This window comes from Samsonia erythrinae (assembly GCF_004342665.1).
Lineage (GTDB): Bacteria > Pseudomonadota > Gammaproteobacteria > Enterobacterales > Enterobacteriaceae > Samsonia > Samsonia erythrinae.
Genome location: NZ_SMBY01000014.1, coordinates 21,477 through 35,782 on the forward strand (window position 1 = coordinate 21,477; position 14,306 = coordinate 35,782).

Sequence of the window (14,306 nt, forward strand, 5' to 3'; positions counted from 1 at the left end):
GATATACCCGCCAGGCTTCAAGTTGCAGATGTGAGACGCGTCGACGAGCCAGAGTATCAGATGGTCTCGTCAGCCCATAGCGTTAAGCCATTGCGATCGACAGAGGTTAAACGCTGAGTGAGGGGCTCGCCGTCGGGAAAAACCAATTCTGGCGCAATCTCCGCCAGCGGATAGAGGATAAATTCACGGTTCTTCATATCATAGTGGGGCACCGTCAGGCGTTCTGTCTGGATAACGGCATCACCGAACAGCAGAATGTCCAGATCCAACGTGCGCGGCCCCCAGCGATGGGCTTTGCGTTCGCGGCCTTGTTCCCGTTCGATAGCCTGCGTGCGATCGAGCAGCGCTTCAGGCGCTAAGCCGGTTTCCAGCTCGACGACGGCATTGAGATAATCCGGCTGATCCTGCGGGCCGAGTGGGCGGCTACGATAAAGCGAGGAACAGCGAACGATGCGGGTTTGTGGCACCGCGTCCAACGCGGTCAACGCGGCGCGCACCTGTTGCAACGGCTGGGCAAGATTACTGCCCAGCGCCAGATACACGCGTGTCATCAGGCTTGATCCCTGCGTGCCGCGTTGGGTTTGCGTGACCGACGCGGACGGGAGCGACGATGTGGCGTGGGGCCGTCATCCAGCGTTCTCAGCATGGCTTGCTGTTGTGGCGGGGCCGCAACCTGGAATTCACCCCACCACTGGGCCAGACGCAGCAGTTCCTGATGGTTTTCGATTTCGGCGCGTAAACAAAGCAGGTCGTAGGCGGCGCGGAATTTAGGGTGTTCCATCAGCTTATAGGCGCGCTTACCTTGGCGGCGTGACAAACGCATCTGCAACATCCAGATATCACGAACCAGTGAGGTAATGCGTTTAGGGATCGCCAGTGAACGGCACTGTTCATCCAGCACATCGTTCATCGCCAGCGAGAATGCATCAAAATAGGTCAGGCCGCTTTCCTGCGCCAGCTTTTGCGCGTGTTCAATCAACGGATACCACAACATGGCGGCGAACAGAAACGCCGGATTGACTCGCATATTGTTTTGCAGACGCTGATCGGTATTTTTCAGCACCTGCGCGATCATACGTTCCAGCGTGGAGTTGCCGTCTGCGGTGAAATGACGGCTGAGCAGCGGGAAAAGCGGCTGAAACAGTTGGTATTCACACAGCATTTTATACGTTGGATAACCATAGCCTGATTGCAGCAGCTTCAGCGACTCCTCGAACATGCGCGCTGCCGGAATGTCATGCAGCAGTGACGCGAGGCGGGGAATGGGTTCCGCGGTTTCCGGGCTGACGGTCATATTCAATTTGGCGGCGAAACGAACGGCGCGCAGCATGCGCACCGGATCTTCACGGTAGCGCGTTTCGGGATCGCCAATCATACGAATCACCCCCTGGCGCAGGTCGTTCAGGCCGTTGGTGTAATCGCGCACGGTGAAATCGGAAATGCTGTAGTAGAGGCTGTTGATTGAGAAGTCACGACGCTGGGCGTCTTCTTCAATCGAACCGAAAATATTGTCGCGCAACAGCATGCCGCTCTGGGCCTGCTGAGAGGAATTTTTGGCTTCCTGTTGTTCCTGATGTTGATCGTGGTGACCACGGAACGTGGCAACTTCGATCACTTCCGGCCCAAACATGACGTGTGCGAGGCGAAAACGACGTCCCACGAGACGACAGTTACGGAATAACTTGCGCACCTGCTCGGGCGTGGCACTCGTGGTGATATCAAAATCTTTCGGCTTTTTACCCAGCAGCAGATCGCGAACGCCTCCGCCCACCAGATACGCCTCAAAGCCCGCTTTGTTCAGGCGATAAAGTACTTTCAGCGCGTTATCGCTGATATCACTGCGTGAAATATTATGTTGGTCTCGCGGGATCACCGTCAGGTGCTGAGGTGGTTCCTCTGATACGACCAGGTCGTTCTCACGATTCAGTACTTTACGGCAAAAATTAGCAACTCGGGTAAAGATAATACACCTCGATAGTGATGGAAAAATCAACGGTACAACAAAAACTTCGGCAAGAAGTTTTTAACGGCGCATCAGCGACGGCCCGCAAAGGGCGGCGAACAGGGATACGCACACGAAAAATAGCGGCTAATCATAGCTTACCAATGGCCCTTTGAGAATGCTGAAGTGATCGCTGATGCGTTTATCGTTGTTTCTAACGGAATGGCATCAAGGGACCAATGTGCCACAGACCATGCCAGCAGCGCCGTAAGCGTCATATCCTGCCAGCTTTCCGGCAAAGGCTGATTCAGAAATTGCAGCGCAGCCAGCAGCACGGGACGCGGATCGCGTTTTGGCAACGCAGGCGCGTGATTCTGTTTAGACAGTTTGCTTCCGTCCTCATTCCGCACCAGCGGCAGGTGGATATAAGTGGGTACCGCATAGCCGAGCAACTGATAGAGCGAGATCTGCCGAACGGTTGGTTCGATAAGGTCTGCGCCGCGCACGATTTCCGTGATTCCCTGATCGTGATCGTCGATGACTACGGCAAGATTGTAGGCGAATAGCCCGTCCCGGCGGTGGATGATAAAATCTTCCTGAGCGAGCGCCTTATCGGTGTACAGCTCGCCGCGCAATCGGTCGTGAAAGTGAAATACCGGTGTCGTCTGGCGCAGGCGTAATGCGGCGTTATCGGCGGGCAGGTTACGCGTCCGGCAATAACCGTCATAGTGCCCCCCTAGCTGTTGAATACGACGACGTGTACAGGTGCAGTAATAGCTCATGCCCTGCTGCTGAAGCTGTTGAAGGATCTCAAGGTAGCGCGCATGACGCTGTGACTGATAAATCACCTCGCCATCCCAGTGCAGGCCATAGTGTGCTAACTGGGCGAGTATGCGAGAAGCGGCACCGGGAATTTCCCGCGGCGGATCGATATCTTCGATGCGCACCAGCCAGCGGCCTTGTTGAGCGCGAGCCTGAAGATAGCTGCCGAGTGCGGCTATCAGTGAGCCAAAATGCAGCTCGCCGGAAGGCGACGGCGCAAAACGCCCGACGTAACGGCGGGTTTCAACGGCGTGTTCTGTTTGAGTAAAATGCGCGGTTACAGGCATAAGACGTTAAAGCTGTCTCGTCAGCATTTAGCGAGACGGAAAAGCATATGAGGAACATCATTCATTAATAATAACGTAATCAGAATCGGCTCCGGTGATCACCGGAGCCGGTTCTGAATGGGAAAATCAGCCAGCCATCTGCTTTTCGCGTATCTCTGCCAGCGTTTTGCAGTCGATACACAGATCGGCCGTCGGGCGCGCTTCCAGACGACGAATACCAATTTCGACGCCACAGGATTCACAGAACCCGAAATCCTCATCTTCGATTTTTTGCAGTGTTTTCGCGATCTTCTTGATCAATTTACGCTCGCGATCGCGGTTACGCAGCTCAAGACTGAATTCTTCTTCCTGCGCCGCACGGTCCACGGGATCGGGAAAATTAGCTGCTTCATCACGCATATGCGATACGGTACGATCCACTTCATCCCTGAGTTGGTTGCGCCATGCTTCAAGAATACGCTTGAAATGAGCCAGCTGAGCGTCGTTCATATACTCTTCGCCAGCTTTCTCCTGGTACGGCTCTACTCCGGCAATTGCGAGAATGCTCAGAGAAGATGTCTTACGGTTTTGCCCTTCTTGCATGTTGCTTCTCCTACATAACACGACACGCACAATACCCTTTTATACAGTGATGTTGCGGCGTTCTCGGCCATAACGTCAGCTATCTGGGGTATTTCGGCCCCCAATGGGGGAAAAACAGGCCGCTATAAATAGCAGATGGCGATGGGGTTGGCAATGCTTCCTGACACCGGCCTGATAAAGTGTGAGGAACAATCTACATACATTAAATGATAAACAACGTGTTACGTCTTTTGATGAAGCTAATGTAATGTGTTAGGCCCACTCACTCTTTCAACAACGGCAACGGATGCGTCAACTTGATACCGTCCGGGCATAACGTGACGCCATAACATAAAATTTCAACCCCTGCCCGCTGCGCCTCGGTAAATAACTCCGCATAGCGTCCATCAATATGTCGGGCGGGGGCGACCTGCTGAATACCGGAGTGGAGCACGGCGAAAAACAGTACGGCACGTTCTCCTGCCATCACCACCTGCTGTAGCTCACGCAGATGCTTTTGTCCTCTTAGCGTAACAGCATCGGGGAAGTAACCACATTCATGTTGCAATAATGTGACGGTTTTCACTTCAATATAGCAGTTAATCCTGTTCGGCGCCTGTAAGAGCAGGTCAATCCGGCTGTTTTCCGTACCGTATTTCACCTCTGTTGTTATGGTCTGATAGCCAGCCAGCTCAGCGATGCGATTTTCTAATAAAGCCTCGCGTAATAATGTGTTGGCACGCAGAGTATTGACACAAATCCAGTGATTTTGCTGTGTTTCAGTCAGTTCCCAACTGTGGGGATATTTCCGCTTTGGGTTGTCAGAGGTGGAGTACCAGACGGTGTCACCGGGGGTGGCGCAGCCGGTCATCGCACCGGTATTGGCGCAGTGCAGCGTGAGCATTTCACCTTCGGGCGTCACGACGTCGGCTAAAAAACGTTTGTAGCGCTTAACCAGTCGGGCGGGGTGTAAGCGTGGGATATATTCCATACGTATCCTGTTCTCTTCGTCTATTCAATAAACGACCAGCTTTCGAGCCGCTGATAGCGGCTTTTACCGTTGTCAAAATGCGATTGATAAAGCGAAAAATGCGTCATGTCGATCGGCCAACTGAAATTGGCTGGCGGTATCGACACCGGGCGGGTCGCGCCGCGCAGTAGCGTGACGTGGGGATGAAAAGGCAAGGCGGATTGATAGCAGCCATTGCGCGCCGCCTGGGCGCGCAGCAGTTCCGCCAGTTGCAGCAACCCGCGCGGCGCGCGGCGGCAGCCCAGCCAGACGACGCCGGGCCGCGGCCAGTGCCCCGCATCATTCAGATTGACGGAAAACGCAGGCTGACGGATACGGCCAGCCAACGTTCTCAGAACCTGTTCTTTTTGCTCACTGACGTGACCTAAAAAAGCCAGCGTCAGATGCAGGTTGGCGGCGGCGATCGGGCGGCCTGCTTCCGGTGAGAAGTTTTCGGCACGCCAACGGATAATCTCCTGTTGTGTGGTTTCCGGCAGCGGTAAGGCAAAAAACAGACGGCGGGTGTCAGGCATGGCGATCTCTCTGTTCTGATTCCATCCGATGCTACAATGCCCGTCGCTGAAAGTTAACCTTTACGGAGATGTCTGTGATTTTACCGCCCGTCAGCGCCGTGCTGAATGATGTCATAACGGCGCTACATACCGCGCCTCAGGTGCTGCTCAATGCCCCAACGGGGGCGGGGAAATCTACCTGGCTGCCCTTGCAGTTGCTGCAACAAGGCAACCTGAACGGGCGCATTATCATGCTGGAACCGCGTCGTCTGGCGGCGAAGAGCGTGGCCTGGCGGTTAGCGCAGCAGTTAGGAGAAGTGCCGGGGAAAACGGTCGGTTATCGGATGCGCTCAGAAAGCTGTGTGAGCGATGCGACGAAACTGGAAGTCGTGACCGAGGGCATATTAACGCGTTTGCTGCAACACGATGCGGAGCTGCAAGGCGTTGCGTTGGTCATCCTTGATGAATTTCATGAACGCAGCGTACAGGCCGATTTGGCATTGGCGCTTTTGCTTGATGTGCAGCAAGGGCTGCGTGACGACTTAACGTTGCTGATCATGTCCGCGACGCTCGATAATGCGCGACTGGCGGCGCTGTTGCCGGACGCCGTCAGCGTGGTTTCAGAAGGGCGCAGCTATCCGGTCGAACGCGGTTATGCGCCACTCAACAGTCAGGAGCGTTTAGAAGAGGGCGCGGCGCGGCAGGTTCGGCGTTTGCTGAATGAAGAAACGGGCTCCCTGTTGCTGTTTTTACCCGGCGTAGCGGAAATTCGCCGCGTCCAGATGCTGCTGGAAAATCGCGGGGCGGATGATGTGGTGCTGTGTCCACTCTACGGCGCGCTGACGCTGGCGGAGCAGCAGAAAGCGATTCTGCCCGCTGAACCGGGTCGCCGTAAAGTGGTGTTGGCGACCAATATTGCTGAAACCAGCCTGACGATTGAGGGGATTCGGTTGGTGGTCGATAGCGGGCTGGAACGGGTGGCCAGTTTTGATGTAAAAAGCGGGCTTACCCGACTGGTAACGCAGCGTATTAGTCAGGCTTCCATGATCCAGCGCGCCGGACGAGCCGGGCGCTTAAGCCCCGGTATCTGCTGGCATTTATGTTCCCGTGAGCAGGCAGAGCGTGCGGCGGCGCAACAGGAGCCTGAGATACTGAATAGTGATTTAAGCAGTATCTGGCTGGATTTGTTGCAGTGGGGATGTACCGATGTTACGCAGTTAACCTGGCTGGATGCGCCGCCGGCACCGGCGCTGACGGCGGCTCGCCGATTGTTACGTCAGCTTGGCGTTACCGATGAACAGGATAGGTTAACGGTCGATGGTCGCAAGATTGCGGCGCTGGGCTGCGATGCTCGCCTGGCAACGATGCTCTACGCCGCCTCACGGCAGGGGGCGGATACGCTAGCTACCGCCGGCTGTCTGGCCGCCATACTTGAAGAGCCTCCGCGTAGCGGGTCGATCAATTTGGCCGACTGGCTGGATCGCCCGTTATCTCACTGGCTACGACGGGCAAAGCAGCTGACGCGTCGTTTATCGACGGCGGCGGGACGCCCTGATCGCAGCGAGGCCGATTGGTTGCTGGCGCAGGCTTTTCCCGACCGTATCGCCCGGCGGCGCGGTCAGGATGGACGCTATCTGCTGGCTAACGGCAGCGGCGCAATGATGCCGGTCGATGACGCGCTGTCCGGCAGCGAGTGGGTGATAGCTGCCGCGCTGTTACAAAATAATCAGAGTGCGGATGCACGGATTCAGCTGGCGTTGTCGCTGGATATTGAGCGGTTGGAACGTCGACTGCCCGGATTGATCAATGAACATAACGTGGTGCGCTGGGACGAAGAAAAAGGTACTCTGCGCGCCAGCCAGCGCGACCAGATCGGTTGTCTGACTGTGCGAACACGTCCGTTGAATAAACCTTCCGATGCGGCATTGCAGCAGGCGATGCTGTCATGGATCCGGGATCAGGGGATCGATGCGCTGCGCTGGGACGCCACCGCGTTGCAGTTGCGCGCCCGGTTACAGTGCGCCCGCCAATGGCTGCCTGAGGTCGAGTGGCCGAAAGTGGATGAGGCGACGCTGCTGGCAACGCTGGAGGTCTGGCTGCTGCCGTCGCTTTCCGGCGTGCGGGATTTACGCGCATTGCACCAGATTGATTTGCGCGATGCGCTGATGCGCCTACTGGACTGGCCGCTGCGCCAGCGTCTGGATAGCGCGCTGCCGACCCACTATACCGCCCCCGGTGGCAGCCGCTTGCCCATCGCCTATTATGATGAAAAGCCCCCGGTGCTGTCGGTACGGATACAGGAAATGTTCGGCGAGCGGCAAAGTCCGCGGTTGGCGGAAGGGCGGGTGTCGTTGGTGCTGGAACTTTTATCTCCCGCGCAGCGGCCATTACAAATTACGCAGGATTTAGCGGCATTTTGGCAAGGCGCTTACCGTGAGGTACAAAAAGAGATGAAGGGGCGTTATCCCAAGCATGTCTGGCCGGACGATCCGGCGAATACGACGCCGACAAGACGTACCAGAAAATATCAGAATCACTAATTTCAGACGTTTCCGCTTTCACGTAACCGGGCTGGAAACAGAGTATGCGGCTTGAGCGCAGAGCAGGTGGCCGTAAACAACCTGATGGAGAAGTTATTGTAATGTCTCGGGATGACCGCGAACCTATCGGACGCAAAAGTAACGCGTCAAAACGTAAGCCTGAACGTAAACAGGCGATACGACGTCGCAGGGATGACGACTATGATGATGACGACTACGACGATTATCAGGACGACTATGACGATGATGATGGCGGCGAAACCATGACGCGTAAACCGCAGAGAAAACGACGCTGGCTGGGGCTGGCGATTAAGCTGTTTCTGATTTTTGCCGTGACGATGGCGATTTATGGCGTCTATCTCGACAGTCAGATCCGCAGCCGTATTGAAGGCAAGGTCTGGCAACTGCCTGCCGCCGTTTATGGCCGTATGGTCAACCTTGAACCCGGTATGGCCTATAGTCAGAAAGAGATGATCAGCCTGCTGGAGGGGATGCAATACCGTCAGGTGAGCCGCATTACCCGACCGGGAGAGTTTAGCGTGCGTGGTAACAGCATCGACATGCTGCGCCGTCCGTTTGATTTTCCCGACGGGAAAGAAGGGCAGATTCAGGCGCGCCTGACGTTTGCCAATGATCGGTTGTCGCAGATCCAGAATCTGGATAATCAGCGTCAGTTCGGCTTTTTCCGTCTCGATCCGAAGCTGATCACCATGATGCAGTCGCCGAACGGTGAACAGCGTCTGTTCGTCCCGCGTGCGGGTTTCCCCGATCTGCTCGTTGATACGCTGATCGCGACCGAAGACCGCCATTTCTACGAACATGACGGCATTAGCCTGTACTCCATCGGGCGGGCGTTTCTGGCGAATATCACCGCCGGGCGTGCGGTACAGGGCGGCAGTACGCTGACGCAACAGTTAGTCAAGAACCTGTTCCTGACCAACGAGCGCTCGCTGTGGCGTAAGGCTAACGAAGCCTATATGGCGCTGATCATGGACTACCGTTATAGCAAGGATCGTATCCTTGAGCTGTATCTTAACGAGGTCTATCTCGGACAGAGTGGTAACGATCAGATCCGGGGCTTCCCGCTGGCGAGCCTGTACTATTTTGGCCGGCCGGTAAATGAACTGAGTCTCGATCAGCAGGCGCTGCTGGTGGGGATGGTGAAAGGCGCGTCGCTATATAACCCGTGGCGTAACCCGAAGATTACGTTAGAGCGGCGTAATCTGGTGCTGCGTCTGTTACAGAATCAGCAGGTGATTGATGCCGATCTGTATAACATGCTGAGCGCGCGTCCGCTGGGCGTGCAGCCGAGAGGCGGCGTCATCAGTCCACAGCCTGCGTTTATGCAATTGGTGCGTCAGGAACTGCAACAGCGGCTTGGCGACAAAGTTAACGATCTGTCCGGCGTGAAGATCTTTACGACGCTCGATCCGGTCTCGCAGGATGCGGCGGAAAAAGCCGTGGAGGTTGGCGTTCCGGCACTGCGTGCCGGCCGTAACGTCAGCGATCTGGAAGCCGCGATGGTGATTGTCGATCGCTTCAGCGGTGAAATCCGCGCGATGGTCGGTGGTTCGCAGACGCAGTATGCCGGGTTTAACCGGGCGCTTCAGGCGCGCCGTCCCATCGGGTCGCTGGCGAAACCCGCAACCTATCTGACGGCGCTGAGCCAGCCGGATACCTATCGCTTAAATACGCTGCTGGCTGATGAACCGCTGTCGATCAAGCAGTCCAACGGGCAGTTGTGGCAGCCGAAGAACTACGATCGCCAGTTCCGTGGTCGTGTCATGTTGGTTGATGCGCTGGCGAATTCGTTGAACGTCCCGACGGTAAATCTGGGGATGGCCGTGGGGCTGGATCAGATCACCGCGACGCTGAAGCGTTTGGGGATCCCTGAGAGTGTGATTCAGCCCGTACCGGCGATGCTGCTGGGGGCGATCAGCCTGACGCCGATGGAAGTGGCGCAGGAGTACCAGACGATCGCCAGCGGCGGCAACCGCGCGCCGCTGTCTTCACTGCGTTCGGTGATTGCGGAAGATGGCACGGTGCTGTATCAGAGCTTCCCGCAGGCTGAACGCGCCGTTCCCGCTCAGGCGGCATACCTGACGCTGTACGGTATGCAGCAGGTCGTCGCGCGCGGCACATCGCGCTCGCTGGCGGTGAAATTCCCGAATTACCATCTGGCGGCGAAAACGGGGACGACCAACGACCTGCGTGACAGCTGGTTTGCCGGGATTGACGGCAAAGAGGTGGCGATTAGCTGGGTGGGGCGCGATAACAACGGCCCGGCCAAGCTGACCGGCGCCAATGGCGCGCTGACCATTTATCGTCGCTATCTGGAAAATCAGACGCCGCTGCCGCTGATGCTGACGCCGCCGGAAGGCATTACAACCATGACGGTTGACCCCAGCGGTAATTTCATCTGTAACGGCAGCAGCGCCGGACGCGTCTTGCCGGTCTGGACAGATAACCCACAGGCGTTGTGTCAGACCAGCCAGCCGCAGCCTTCCGCGCCGCAGGAAGAGCAAGAGGGTGAAGGCGTGCCCGGCTGGATCAGACAAATGTTTGGTCAATAACCTTTCTCTCTGCCCCCGGTGTTCCCGGGGGCTTTTTCTTGTGATTGTCGCCGTTGACTGACCGCGACGGCTTTCTCCGCTCGCGCATTCTGACGCCAACGGGTAAATGTCTTGCGATTGATATTCCGTTGCGCCTATCATGCTGCCTTTATCGAAATCATTATCGTTCTCTTTTAGCTCAATGATTGCCCGTATCGATTGCCGTTCACCTCTTTTTTACGGTCTACGGGCGACATGAAAAACTCAAAAACGCTATGCAAAATCAAACTGTATTGCCTGATACCACCTTCAGACTGGACGACGTTAGCTTTTCCGTTGCCGGACGTACGCTCTTACATCCTTTGTCCATTACGTTTCCCGTCGGGAAGGTGTGCGGTCTGATCGGGCACAATGGTTCCGGTAAATCCACGTTGCTGAAAATGTTAGGACGCCATCAGGCTGCCTGTAGCGGCACCGTATTGTTGGGGGAACAAGCCGTCGAACGCTGGGACAGCAAAGCCTTCGCCCGTCAGGTTGCCTATTTGCCGCAACAGCTTCCCGCCGCTGAAGGGATGACCGTGCGCGAACTGGTTGCCGTGGGGCGCTATCCGTGGCATGGCGCATTAGGCCGTTTCGGTAGCGTCGATCGGGAAAAGGTCGAAGAAGCTATCATGCTGGTGGGACTGAAGCCGTTCGCTAACCGTCTGGTCGACAGCCTGTCCGGTGGGGAAAGACAGCGCGCCTGGTTGGCGATGACGGTGGCGCAGGATAGCCGCTGCCTGTTGCTGGATGAGCCAACGTCTGCGCTGGATATTGCGCATCAGGTCGAGGTGCTGGCGCTGATTCAACGTATGAGCCGCGAACGCGGCATCACGGTGATTGCGGTGTTGCACGATATCAATATGGCGGCGCGTTATTGCGATCGTCTGGTGGCGCTGCGCGGCGGTAACATGATCGCGCAAGGTGAGCCTGTCGCGCTGATGCAAGGGGACGTGCTGGAAAGTATTTACGGTATTCCTATGGGAATTCTGCCTCATCCGGCTGGTGGCGCACCGGTCAGCTTTGTTTGTTAACTCGGTTTACTTGCTAATGATGCCTGAATTTTTTTCTTCTCGTTCTCCTGACCCCCTGCGTCGCCGGTTACTGACCGCGCTGATGCTGTCGCCACTGATGTATTCAGCCGTGAGCCGCGGGGCGATGGTCAGCACGCCCGATCTGACGCGGATTGTGGCGCTGGAATGGCAGCCCGCGGAGTTGCTGTTGGCGCTGGGGATTGTACCGTTCGCCATCGCGGACAAGCGTAACTATACCCAGTGGGTAGAAGAGCCGGCACTACCCGATTCGGTGATTGACGTCGGGATGCGTACCGAGCCTAATCTGGAATTGCTGGCCCAGATTGCGCCGTCGCTCATTCTTTACGCCGAGGGGTATGGGCCGTCGGCCACAAAAATGTCGCGTATCTCGCCGATGATGGGCTTTAACTTCAACAACGAGCAGGGAAAACCGTTGACGACGGCACAGGTGTCATTAATGAAACTGGCCGATACGCTCAATATAAAAACGACCGGAGAGCGGCATCTGGCCGAGCTGGAACAGTTCCTCCAGCAGGAAAAAATCACGCTCCAGCCGTATACCCAGCGGCCTTTGTTACTCATCACGATAGTCGATAGCCGCCATATTCTGGTGATAGGTAAAAACAGCCTGTTTCAGGAAGTGATGGATCGCATCGGGATAGAGAATGCCTGGCGTGGCGAAACCAGTTTCTGGGGGAGTACGATTGTCGGGATTGAGCGTCTGGCGGGCATCGGTGATGCCAACGTCATCTGTTTTGAGCATGACGATAGCGCCACGTTCGCGCAGCTTGATGAGAACCCGATCTGGCAGGCCATGCCGTTTGTACGGCAACGGCGTTTGCAGCGTGTACCCGCCGTCTGGTTGTATGGCGGAACACTGTCTGCGATGCGCTTCTGCCGCGTGCTGAACCAGGCGCTGGAGGCGAAACATCATGCCTAATCCTCTGTCGGTGAAAACCCTGCACGGGTCAAGGCGCGCAGTCCCTGCGCTGCTACTCCCGACGATGCTGTTCGGGGGATTGTTTGTCGCACTATTGGCGATAGGCGCCCACAATTTGCAGCAGCAATTGCCGTTTTCGCAGTGGTTACGCGGGCTCACGCAGCCGGCATTAGACGATATGCCGCAGCTCCTGTTTCATTACAGCCTCTTACCGCGTATGACGCTGGCGCTGCTGATTGGCGCGGGGCTGGGGCTATGCGGCGTACTGTTTCAGCAGGTTTTGCGCAATCCGTTGGCGGAACCGTCGACGCTGGGCATTGCGACAGGCGCGCAGCTCGGGATCACGATCGTGACGCTGTGGGCGCTGCCCGGCGGCGCATGGCTCCATCAGGTGGCGGCGATGCTTGGGGCGCTGGTCATCGGGGGGCTGGTCTTTGGCGTCGCCTGGGGTAAGCGGCTGTCACCGGTGACGCTGATATTGGCGGGGCTGGTGCTGAGCTTCTACTGTGGTGCGGTCAACCAACTGCTGGTGCTCTTCCACCACGAACGTCTTCAGGGCGAGTTCCTGTGGAGCAGCGGGGTGCTGAATCAGCAGAGCTGGAGCAATGTGCTGTTTGTCCTGCCGCGTCTGTTGGTGTGTTTTGTTCTGGCGCTGTTGCTGATTCGTCCGTTAACCCTGCTGGGATTGGATGACGGTGTTGCGCGCAATCTGGGGCTTGGGTTATCGCTGGCGCGGTTGAGTGCGCTGGGATTGGGGATCTTCCTGTGCGCGCAGTTGGTGAATGCCGCAGGCATTATTGGTTTTATTGGCCTGTTTGCACCGCTGTTGGCGAAGATGTTAGGGGCGCGCCGTTTATTCCATCGCCTCTTGTTAGCGCCGCTGCTGGGGGCGCTGCTGCTGGGCGTAACCGATCAGTGCGTTATCTGGCTGAGCCGGGTGTGGTTCGAGGTGCCTACGGGGGCTGCGACCGCGTTGATCGGCGCGCCATTGCTGTTATGGCTGCTACCTCGCCTGCGTAATAACGCTCAACCTGCGCCGGTCGACAATCATCAAACGCTAACGGTCGAGCGCCGATTGTGGGGAAAATGGCTGGCGATCGGCATTGTATTGCTGGCGCTGGTGCTGGTTATCGCGCTGATGTTAGGAAAAGGTGCGGCGGGCTGGCAGTGGGGGGGCGGGGATATCTCCGCATCGCTTCTCTCATGGCGCTGGCCTCGGGTTCTGGCGGCGCTGACGGCTGGCGCAATGCTGGCGGTGGCGGGGACGCTCATCCAGAAGCTGACGGGCAACCCGATGGGGAGCCCGGAAGTGCTGGGGATCAGTTCTGGCGCATCGTTTGGCATTGTGATTTTGTTGCTTTTCATTCCCGGCAACGCGTTCATCTGGCTGCTTCCTGCCGGTAGTGCCGGTGCGGCCTTGACGCTGCTTACCATCGTCATTGTCGCCGGGCGGGGCGGTTTTTCCACCCAGCGTATGCTATTGGCCGGGATCGCGCTGAGTATGGCGTTTTCTACGGTGATTGCACTGTTGCTAGCCAGCGGCGATCCGCGCATGTCTACCGTGCTGACCTGGCTGTCAGGCTCCACCTATGCGGTTGAGCCTGCCGAGGCGATACGCACGGCGTTGCTTGCTGTCTTGTTACTGCTCATCGTCCCGCTCTGTCAGCGCTGGCTGCGTATTCTGCCGCTGGGGTCGACAACGGCGCGATCGCTGGGGATGGCGGTGACGCCGGTCCGTCTGCTGGTTTTGCTTCTGGCCTCGATACTGACCGCGATGGCCACGCTGCTGGTCGGGCCGATGAGCTTTGTTGGTTTAATGGCGCCGCATATGGCGCGGATGCTGGGCTTTAACCGCGTGTTGCCACAAGTTGTCAGCGCGGCATTGATTGGCGGGGCGCTGATGGTGATGGCGGACTGGTTTGGCCGAATGATCCTTTTCCCTTTCCAGGTTCCGGCAGGGCTACTGGCGACATTCATTGGCGCGCCTTACTTTGTCTATTTACTGCGCCGGCAGGTGAAATAAGGCGCGTCAGGTGTCGGCGCGCTGGTGGAAGGAACGCTGGATAAT

At 57.0% G+C, this 14,306-nt stretch carries 11 protein-coding genes; 5 read left to right on the forward strand and 6 right to left on the reverse strand.

Going from position 1 to position 14,306, the window contains the following annotated elements; genetic code table 11:
• Positions 1 to 56: 56 nt before the first annotated feature.
• The 6 genes from folK to thpR all read right to left on the reverse strand — a co-directional run bounded on the left by folK (position 57) and on the right by thpR (position 5,154).
• Positions 57 to 551, reverse strand: coding sequence for a 2-amino-4-hydroxy-6-hydroxymethyldihydropteridine diphosphokinase (gene folK / locus EDC54_RS15995; RefSeq protein ID WP_132458606.1), 495 nt, complete (start codon positions 549 to 551; stop codon positions 57 to 59).
• A complete protein-coding gene (pcnB, locus tag EDC54_RS16000; RefSeq protein ID WP_132458733.1) occupies positions 551 to 1,963 on the reverse strand; it encodes a polynucleotide adenylyltransferase PcnB in 1,413 nt (470 codons plus the stop codon). Before pcnB ends, folK begins: the two co-directional genes overlap by 1 nt.
• Before the next feature lie 137 nt (positions 1,964 to 2,100).
• Positions 2,101 to 3,051 carry a tRNA glutamyl-Q(34) synthetase GluQRS gene (gene gluQRS, locus EDC54_RS16005; RefSeq protein ID WP_132458609.1) on the reverse strand — a complete coding sequence of 317 codons (951 nt, stop codon included), beginning with the start codon at positions 3,049 to 3,051 and terminating at the stop codon, positions 2,101 to 2,103.
• A gap of 126 nt (positions 3,052 to 3,177) precedes the next feature.
• Positions 3,178 to 3,633 (reverse strand): RNA polymerase-binding protein DksA, encoded by a 456-nt coding sequence (gene dksA, locus EDC54_RS16010; protein WP_132458612.1) that lies wholly within the window; start codon positions 3,631 to 3,633, stop codon positions 3,178 to 3,180.
• A 262-nt stretch (positions 3,634 to 3,895) separates the two neighbouring features.
• A complete protein-coding gene (sfsA, locus tag EDC54_RS16020) occupies positions 3,896 to 4,603 on the reverse strand; it encodes a DNA/RNA nuclease SfsA (protein WP_132458615.1) in 708 nt (235 codons plus the stop codon).
• 20 nt (positions 4,604 to 4,623) lie between these two features.
• Positions 4,624 to 5,154, reverse strand: coding sequence for an RNA 2',3'-cyclic phosphodiesterase (gene thpR / locus EDC54_RS16025; RefSeq protein WP_132458618.1), 531 nt, complete (start codon positions 5,152 to 5,154; stop codon positions 4,624 to 4,626).
• A 74-nt stretch (positions 5,155 to 5,228) separates the two neighbouring features.
• Here thpR and hrpB point away from each other — a divergent pair, with 74 nt between their 5' ends.
• The 5 genes from hrpB to fhuB all read left to right on the forward strand — a co-directional run bounded on the left by hrpB (position 5,229) and on the right by fhuB (position 14,261).
• Positions 5,229 to 7,673, forward strand: a complete 2,445-nt coding sequence (hrpB, locus tag EDC54_RS16030) for an ATP-dependent helicase HrpB (RefSeq protein ID WP_132458621.1) — start codon at positions 5,229 to 5,231, stop codon at positions 7,671 to 7,673.
• Between the two features lie 101 nt (positions 7,674 to 7,774).
• Complete coding sequence (gene mrcB / locus EDC54_RS16035; protein ID WP_132458624.1) at positions 7,775 to 10,246, forward strand: bifunctional glycosyl transferase/transpeptidase; 2,472 nt, start codon at positions 7,775 to 7,777, stop codon at positions 10,244 to 10,246.
• Positions 10,247 to 10,500: 254 nt separating this feature from the next.
• Positions 10,501 to 11,298 (forward strand): Fe3+-hydroxamate ABC transporter ATP-binding protein FhuC, encoded by a 798-nt coding sequence (fhuC, locus tag EDC54_RS16040; protein WP_132458627.1) that lies wholly within the window; start codon positions 10,501 to 10,503, stop codon positions 11,296 to 11,298.
• 16 nt (positions 11,299 to 11,314) lie between these two features.
• The gene (fhuD, locus tag EDC54_RS16045; RefSeq protein ID WP_132458630.1) at positions 11,315 to 12,238 is read left to right on the forward strand and encodes a Fe(3+)-hydroxamate ABC transporter substrate-binding protein FhuD; all 924 of its coding nucleotides are present in this window, start codon (positions 11,315 to 11,317) and stop codon (positions 12,236 to 12,238) included.
• On the forward strand, positions 12,231 to 14,261 hold the full coding sequence (gene fhuB, locus EDC54_RS16050; RefSeq protein ID WP_132458633.1) for a Fe(3+)-hydroxamate ABC transporter permease FhuB: 2,031 nt from the start codon (positions 12,231 to 12,233) through the stop codon (positions 14,259 to 14,261). The genes fhuD and fhuB overlap by 8 nt, the downstream gene beginning before the upstream one ends.
• Positions 14,262 to 14,306: the final 45 nt, after the last annotated feature.

Coding starts and splice junctions, on each gene's coding strand:
- folK (WP_132458606.1), bottom strand. CDS start 551: ATGACACGCGTGTATCTGGCGCTGGGCAGTAATCTTGCCCAGCCGTTG.
- gluQRS (WP_132458609.1), bottom strand. CDS start 3,051: ATGCCTGTAACCGCGCATTTTACTCAAACAGAACACGCCGTTGAAACC.
- dksA (WP_132458612.1), bottom strand. CDS start 3,633: ATGCAAGAAGGGCAAAACCGTAAGACATCTTCTCTGAGCATTCTCGCA.
- sfsA (WP_132458615.1), bottom strand. CDS start 4,603: ATGGAATATATCCCACGCTTACACCCCGCCCGACTGGTTAAGCGCTAC.
- thpR (WP_132458618.1), bottom strand. CDS start 5,154: ATGCCTGACACCCGCCGTCTGTTTTTTGCCTTACCGCTGCCGGAAACC.
- mrcB (WP_132458624.1), top strand. CDS start 7,775: ATGTCTCGGGATGACCGCGAACCTATCGGACGCAAAAGTAACGCGTCA.
- fhuC (WP_132458627.1), top strand. CDS start 10,501: ATGCAAAATCAAACTGTATTGCCTGATACCACCTTCAGACTGGACGAC.
- fhuD (WP_132458630.1), top strand. CDS start 11,315: ATGATGCCTGAATTTTTTTCTTCTCGTTCTCCTGACCCCCTGCGTCGC.
- fhuB (WP_132458633.1), top strand. CDS start 12,231: ATGCCTAATCCTCTGTCGGTGAAAACCCTGCACGGGTCAAGGCGCGCA.